Consider the following 6,013-nt stretch of genomic DNA (forward strand, 5'->3'; position numbering starts at 1 on the left):
GGGCGCGCTGCGCGTCGCCGTTCGACCTCGGCTTCGCCCTCGGCCCGCGCCTGAACGCCGCCGGCCGCCTGGAAGACATGGCGCTCGGGATCGAATGCCTGATCACGGACGACGAGGGCCGCGCCTGGGCCATCGCGCAGGAACTCAACGACATCAACTTGAAACGGCGCGAGATCGAGGCCGACATGCAGGGTACGGCCCTGCTGCACCTGGACGATTTCGAGCCGGCGGACGCCAGCACCATCGCCGTGTTCGACGACGGCTGGCACCAGGGCGTGATCGGCATCGTCGCCTCGCGCCTGAAAGAGAAATTCTACCGGCCGACGATCACGTTCGCGCCCGCGGGCGACGGCTGGATCAAGGGTTCCGGCCGCTCGATCCCGGGCTTCCACCTGCGCGACGCGCTCGACCTCGTGTCGAAGAAGGTGCCGGGGCTGATCGACAAGTTCGGCGGGCACGCGATGGCAGCCGGCCTGTCGATCCGCGGCGACCATTTCGACACGTTCGCGCAGGCGTTCGAAGCCGTCGGCCGCGCGTGGCTGACGGAGGCGCAGCTGGAGCGCGTCGTCGAGACGGACGGCCCGCTGGAAGACGATTTCTACAGCACGCAATTCATCGAACTGCTGGACAGCCAGGTGTGGGGCCAGGGGTTCGCGCCGCCCGTGTTCTGCGACGAATTCCGTGTCGTCAGCCAGCGCATCCTGAAGGACAAGCATCTCAAGCTGCTGCTGGAGCGGAATGGGCGGCGCTACGATGCCATCTGGTTCGGGCATACGGATGCGCTGGGCGACAAGGCGCGGGTGGCGTTCCGGCTCGATGCCAATGAGTACAACGGCGTGACCAAGGTTCAACTGCTCGTCGAGCACGCGGAACCTGTATAACCCGTCGTCCCCGCGAAAGCGGGGACCCATACTGAGCAACCGACTTCGGAACCTCAGCATGGATTCCCGCCTGCGCGGGAATGACGGTGTTACGTTACGGACCTAGCGGGTAAAAATCGGCGCCTGCGTCACCGCGCCCATCCCCTCGCCCAGGTAAAAGCTGGGATGCGGCGGCTGGTTATACCCCGCATTCTGCCCCGCCACCTGCGCCCGGTACTGCGGATCGTGCATCAAGGTCGGAATGCGCGCCGTCGTCGGCGCCGTCGTCGTGAACACGAGCAGGGCCGAGTTGTCGGCCGTGCGCCACACGACTTCCTCGCGCCAGTCGCCGAGGATGTCGGCCGACAGCACCGGCGTCGCCTTGGTCCCATTGTTCGACGCCGCCCCGTACGGTGCACCGTCGAGCAGGCGCACGACGCTCCCCGTCGCCGGCTGCCATTTGTTGATCACGGTGCCGTCGAGCAGTTCGCGGCCCAGGTCGCCATCCCACCAGCTGGCGAAATTCATGTTCCCCGGACGCGCCGTGGAAATCTGGTGCCCGTTCGCCGCCATCAGCCCGCCGCGCGACGCCCAGCATTCCTCGCCCAGGTAGTTCGGATCGATGTCCGCGCACACGCCGCGGCCGACGTCGGCGCCGCTGCCGCTGACGCCCCACAGGATCCGGCCCGTCGCCGCGTCGTGCATCTCGGAGCCGGTGGCGCCGTAGCAGGACGGGGTTTCGTGCACCATGTACGCCTGCAGGCCGGCGCGGGTCGGGTCCAGCTTGCCGACGTGCAGCGCGTCGCCGTGGCACAGGCCGGTGCTGTACAGCATGTGTCCATCGCTGCCGATCGCGGCCGCGCCGTAGACGATGTCGTCGCGGCCGTCGCCGTCGACGTCCGCCACGGCGAACCAGTGCGAGCCCTGGCCGCGCACGGCGCTGCCTTCCTTGTCCGTATCGAACACCCAGCGGCTGGACAGCACGCCGTCGCGGTAATCCCACGCCGCGACCACGGCGCGCGTGTAATAGCCGCGCGAGAAGATGGCGCTGGGCCGACGGCCGTCCAGGTAGGCGACGCCGCCCAGGAAACGGTCGACGCGGTTGCCGTAGTTGTCGCCCCACGCCGCCACCGAGCCGCGCGCCGGCAGATAATCCGTGGTCGCCAGCGCCTTGCCCGTGCGGCCATCGAATACCGTCAAATACTCCGGGCCGGACAGGATGTAGCCGTTGGCATTGCGGTAGTCGGCATTGGCGTCGCCGATCACCTTGCCCTGCCCGTCCACGGTGCCGTCGGCCGTCTTCAGCATCACCTCGGCCTTGCCATTGCCGTCGAAGTCGTACGCGACCACCGTCGTGTAATGGGCGCCCGCGCGGATATTGCGGCCCAGGTCGATGCGCCACAGCCGCGTGCCGTCGAGTTTATAGGCGTCGACATACGTGTTGCCGGTATAGCCCGACTGCGAATTGTCCTTGGCATTGGTCGGCTGCCATTTGACGATCAGCTCGTACTGGCCGTCGCCGTCCAGGTCGGCCGGCGTGCCGTCGTTGATGTCGTAGGTGTAGGCCTCACCCTTCGGCGTGACGCCGCCCGTCGGCCGCTGCACGGGAATGCGCAGGACGGGCTGGCTCCACGTGGCGCCGGCCGCTTCGTCCTTCTTTTCGTGCCCGTCGACGATCGCCCGCACGGTGTAGCGGGCCACCGGCGTGCCGTTGGTGTCCGTAAAATTGCTCGCCGTAAGTGGCGCGCCGTTCAGGCGGACGCCGTCGCGGTAGAGGTTGAAGCGGGTGCCGGGGTCGTCGACGCCCAGCACGCGCCAGCTGACGAAGACGCCGCCGCCGGTGGCGACGGCGACGACGCCGCGGTCGAGTTTTTCAACCTGCTTGCCCTGCGCGGCAAACGCGGATTGCGCGAGGGCGAGCGCCAGCAGCCCTAGCGGTGCAACGGTTCGGATCGGTATCATGTCGCCAGCCTGCTCGTCGTTGTTGTTGGGCGTTCGAGTATCTGGATTGGCCCGGGGAGTGTCAATTCGGTCCAGGCAAGCAGTCACAATGTTGAGCGGGGCGACTACTCTTTCTTGCCGCACTGACAGGGCGGCGCCTCGCCCCGGTCGAACACGATCTTCCACCGCCCCGGCGCTTCCAGCCGCCAGATCGAGTTGTAGCGTCCGACCACCCTGCCGCTGGGATCGTAGACAGGCCCGCCGCTATAGGCCAGGGTGCCGGAATCCACGACTTCCACCTGCTCCGGCTCCCACGAGAATGGCGCGCGTTCGCCGTCGTAATACTTGCGCCACGCATTGGCGACGGCCTCGCGCCCGCGCAGCGGGGTCGGGCCGGCAAAGAAGATGGCCTCTTCGGCCAGGAAGGATGTGAACGCGGCGTGGTCGCGCGCCTTCATCGTCGCGGCGAAGGCACGTTCGGTGTCCGCCACCTGTTTCTTCAGCTCGTCGTGCGACGGCCGCGCCGCGCTCGCCATAGCCAGCATCAGCGTGCTGATGCACATGACCCCAATCGACAGCAGACGCATCGCGCCCCCCTTTAACGTCGTTTACCAGGATGATGATTTGACAAGCCTTGAATTCTGGCACGGCAGTACGGTTTGTACAAGATGCTTGCACGATGTCCGAAAGCGGAGTATATATAATCCATAACCGGAGGATTCCTCATGAGCTTCGCCTACGCCTACCCCAAGAGCCGGTTCGAACCGGCGGTTCTTGTCGACCTGTCCGCCCGCTCCGAGCGCGAACGGCTGTCGGAATCGGCCCTGAAAGGTTTCTTTCGCCTGGCCGGCGCCTGGCAGATCCGCGACGAGGATGCGCGCGAGCTGCTCGGCGGCCTGTCGTCGTCCTCGTTTTACGAATGGAAGAAGCACCCCGCGCGGGTGCTGGAAGTCGACCGCATCACGCGCATCTCCTACCTGCTCGGCATCTATAAAGCCCTGCACATCCTGTACGGCGACAAGCTCGCCGACGAATGGATCCACCTCCCCAACACCAATCCCATCTTCAACGGCCGCACGCCGCTGGCCTGCATGCTGGGCGGCGGCCTGCTGGCGATGCAGACCGTGCGCCGCCTGCTCGACGCCCGCCGCGGAGGGCTGTGAGTGAAACTCATCCCGCGCCTGACCGCGCTGCGGCGGTTCGATACGTGCCGCCTGATCCCGTCGCGCTTCGCCGACCTCGAAGACTCGGTGCTGGCCCCGCTCGCCGATGACGATGGCATGCTGCGCGACCTGTTCGACCTCGACAACGCCACCAACGACCGCCTGCGCGGCGAGTCCGGCCTGCTGCCGGGGATCGGCGTCGACGAACTCGTGTTCGGCGTGCCGAACTTCCGCATCATCAACGCGGCCTACACGTATGCGCGGCCGGAAGGCAGCCGTTTCAACGACGGCGAACGGGGCGCGTGGTATTGCGCGTTCGAGATCGAGACGGCGCTGGCCGAGGTGGCGTTCCACAAGGCCGTCGAATACCAGGAAATCGGCCGCTTCGACGACAGCGTGAGTTACCAGGCCCTGCTGGCCGATTTCAGCGCCAGCTTCCACGACCTGCGCGGCGCCGATACCTGGGACGACTGCCTCGCGGCCGACAGCTACGTCGCATCGCAGGCGCTGGCGGCGGAGCTGCTGGAGGCGGGTTCGATGGGCGTCATCTACCCGAGCGTGCGGCGGCCCGAGGGCACGAATCTCGCATGCTTCCGCCCCGCATTGGTCGGCAATGTCCGCAAGGGCCATGCATATCGGTTAACATGGGCGGGTTCGCCGCTTCCCGCCATCGAACCCCTCTGAATCAGACATCACCATGAAAACCGATCCGCTCAAAGACACCGAACTGCACGACAAGATCAACCGCGAGACCGCCCGCGTGCACTGGTCCGAACTCGAACGCCATTTCGCCCACGGTGCCGTCGTGTATGTGAGCGAAGAACTGGACCTCGTCGAAATCGCCCTGCGCATCGCCCATGATGACAAGGACGCCATCAACCGCTGGATGAACGAAGGCAAGGTTGCCAAGGTATCCGACGTGCAGGCGAGCACCTGGCAGGCGTCCGACACCCTTCTGTGGGCGTCCGTCGTGAGCCCGTTCGTGCTGGTGCAGCCGGAAAAGCACGCCGTTCACTGAGAAAGTGTTGGCCAGCAAACACATTACCTTGGAGCAACTAGTTTTTAGGAAATGTGATCCCTCCGAATCCGCTATACTGGCGTGAAGTGAGGAAGTTTATGCAAAGCAACTTACAAGAAGACGATCCGATCCTGACCACGAGCGAAGTCGCGCGCCTGCTCGGCGTGGCGACGAGCACGGTGCAGATCTGGATGGAAAGCGGCGCGATCGAATCGTGGAAGACGCCGGGCGGACACCGCCGCACGCGCCTCTCCCTCGTGCAAGGCCTGATGCATGGCGACGACCAGGCCCGGTCGACCCCGAATCCCAGCACGGACAAGGAATACCAGCCGGCGCCGCAGCCGGGTTACCCCATCGGCGCCAACGAACGTGCGCGCCTCGCCGCGCTGGCCGCCACCGGCCTCGTCGACACCGACGAGGAAGCCCGCTTCGACCGCCTCGTCCGCCTCGCCTCGATGGTGACCGGCTCGCCGATCGCCCTCATCTCCCTGCTGACGTCGACCCGCCAGTGGTTCAAGGCCCGGGTCGGCCTCGCCGCCCGCGAGACGCCGCGCGACTGGGCGTTCTGCTCGCACGCGATCCTGAAAAACGAGCTGTTCGTCGTCGAAGACGCGATGGAAGACGAGCGTTTCCGCACGAATCCGCTCGTGCTGCAGGAACCGCACATCCGTTTCTATGCCGGCGTGCCGCTGCGCGACAAGTCCGGCCAGCCGCTCGGCACCTTGTGCGTGATCGACCGCGAACCGCGCCGCCTGCGCGCGGCCGAAGTGCAAGGTCTCATCGACCTGGCCGAGATCGCCTCGAGCGAGATCCAGGCCACGGGCCGCAACAGCCGCAACTGATCAATGCCGGTCTGCCGCGTGCGCGCGGTGGGCCAGCGCGTGCGCGGCCGCGCGCATGAGCATGTCCGCCCGCTGCGGGTCCGGCTCGGTCAGCGCCAGCTCCTGCAACGCCTCCGGGTACTCCAGCTCCGCCGCCCGCGCCAGCCACGCGCGCGCGGCGCCGGGGGCGTATACACATCTCCGCGCCCC

Annotated in this window: 8 protein-coding genes; 5 read left to right on the forward strand and 3 right to left on the reverse strand. The window is 66.6% G+C overall.

Features of this window, described 5'->3' with window-relative positions; genetic code table 11:
• Positions 1-881 (forward strand): single-stranded-DNA-specific exonuclease RecJ (locus tag ACEN88_RS22630; protein WP_413343229.1); only part of this gene is annotated, 881 nt, incomplete at its 5' end.
• Positions 882-983: 102 nt separating this feature from the next.
• On the opposite strand, the gene ACEN88_RS22635 is transcribed toward ACEN88_RS22630, so the two are convergent.
• Both ACEN88_RS22635 and ACEN88_RS22640 read right to left on the reverse strand, forming a co-directional pair.
• Complete coding sequence (locus ACEN88_RS22635) at positions 984-2,822, reverse strand: rhamnogalacturonan lyase (RefSeq protein ID WP_413343231.1); 1,839 nt, start codon at positions 2,820-2,822, stop codon at positions 984-986.
• Positions 2,823-2,926: 104 nt separating this feature from the next.
• Positions 2,927-3,364, reverse strand: a complete 438-nt coding sequence (locus ACEN88_RS22640) for a YybH family protein (RefSeq protein WP_413343233.1) — start codon at positions 3,362-3,364, stop codon at positions 2,927-2,929.
• A gap of 162 nt (positions 3,365-3,526) precedes the next feature.
• Here ACEN88_RS22640 and ACEN88_RS22645 point away from each other — a divergent pair, with 162 nt between their 5' ends.
• From ACEN88_RS22645 to ACEN88_RS22660, 4 genes are all read left to right on the forward strand, one after another.
• On the forward strand, positions 3,527-3,964 hold the full coding sequence (locus tag ACEN88_RS22645) for an MbcA/ParS/Xre antitoxin family protein (RefSeq protein ID WP_413343235.1): 438 nt from the start codon (positions 3,527-3,529) through the stop codon (positions 3,962-3,964).
• On the forward strand, positions 3,965-4,648 hold the full coding sequence (locus ACEN88_RS22650; protein WP_413343237.1) for an RES family NAD+ phosphorylase: 684 nt from the start codon (positions 3,965-3,967) through the stop codon (positions 4,646-4,648).
• A 13-nt stretch (positions 4,649-4,661) separates the two neighbouring features.
• Entirely contained in the window at positions 4,662-4,982 is a 321-nt protein-coding gene (locus tag ACEN88_RS22655; RefSeq protein WP_413343239.1) for a DUF2288 domain-containing protein, read from the forward strand.
• A gap of 98 nt (positions 4,983-5,080) precedes the next feature.
• Complete coding sequence (locus ACEN88_RS22660) at positions 5,081-5,824, forward strand: GAF domain-containing protein (protein WP_413343241.1); 744 nt, start codon at positions 5,081-5,083, stop codon at positions 5,822-5,824.
• On the opposite strand, the gene ACEN88_RS22665 is transcribed toward ACEN88_RS22660, so the two are convergent.
• Positions 5,825-6,013 (reverse strand): hypothetical protein (locus ACEN88_RS22665; protein ID WP_413343243.1); only part of this gene is annotated, 189 nt, incomplete at its 5' end.

Source organism: Massilia sp. CT11-108, assembly GCF_047302915.1.
Classification (GTDB): Bacteria; Pseudomonadota; Gammaproteobacteria; order Burkholderiales; family Burkholderiaceae_D; genus Telluria; species Telluria orientalis.

Coding starts and splice junctions, on each gene's coding strand:
- ACEN88_RS22635 (WP_413343231.1), bottom strand. CDS start 2,822: ATGATACCGATCCGAACCGTTGCACCGCTAGGGCTGCTGGCGCTCGCC.
- ACEN88_RS22640 (WP_413343233.1), bottom strand. CDS start 3,364: ATGTGCATCAGCACGCTGATGCTGGCTATGGCGAGCGCGGCGCGGCCG.
- ACEN88_RS22645 (WP_413343235.1), top strand. CDS start 3,527: ATGAGCTTCGCCTACGCCTACCCCAAGAGCCGGTTCGAACCGGCGGTT.
- ACEN88_RS22655 (WP_413343239.1), top strand. CDS start 4,662: ATGAAAACCGATCCGCTCAAAGACACCGAACTGCACGACAAGATCAAC.
- ACEN88_RS22660 (WP_413343241.1), top strand. CDS start 5,081: ATGCAAAGCAACTTACAAGAAGACGATCCGATCCTGACCACGAGCGAA.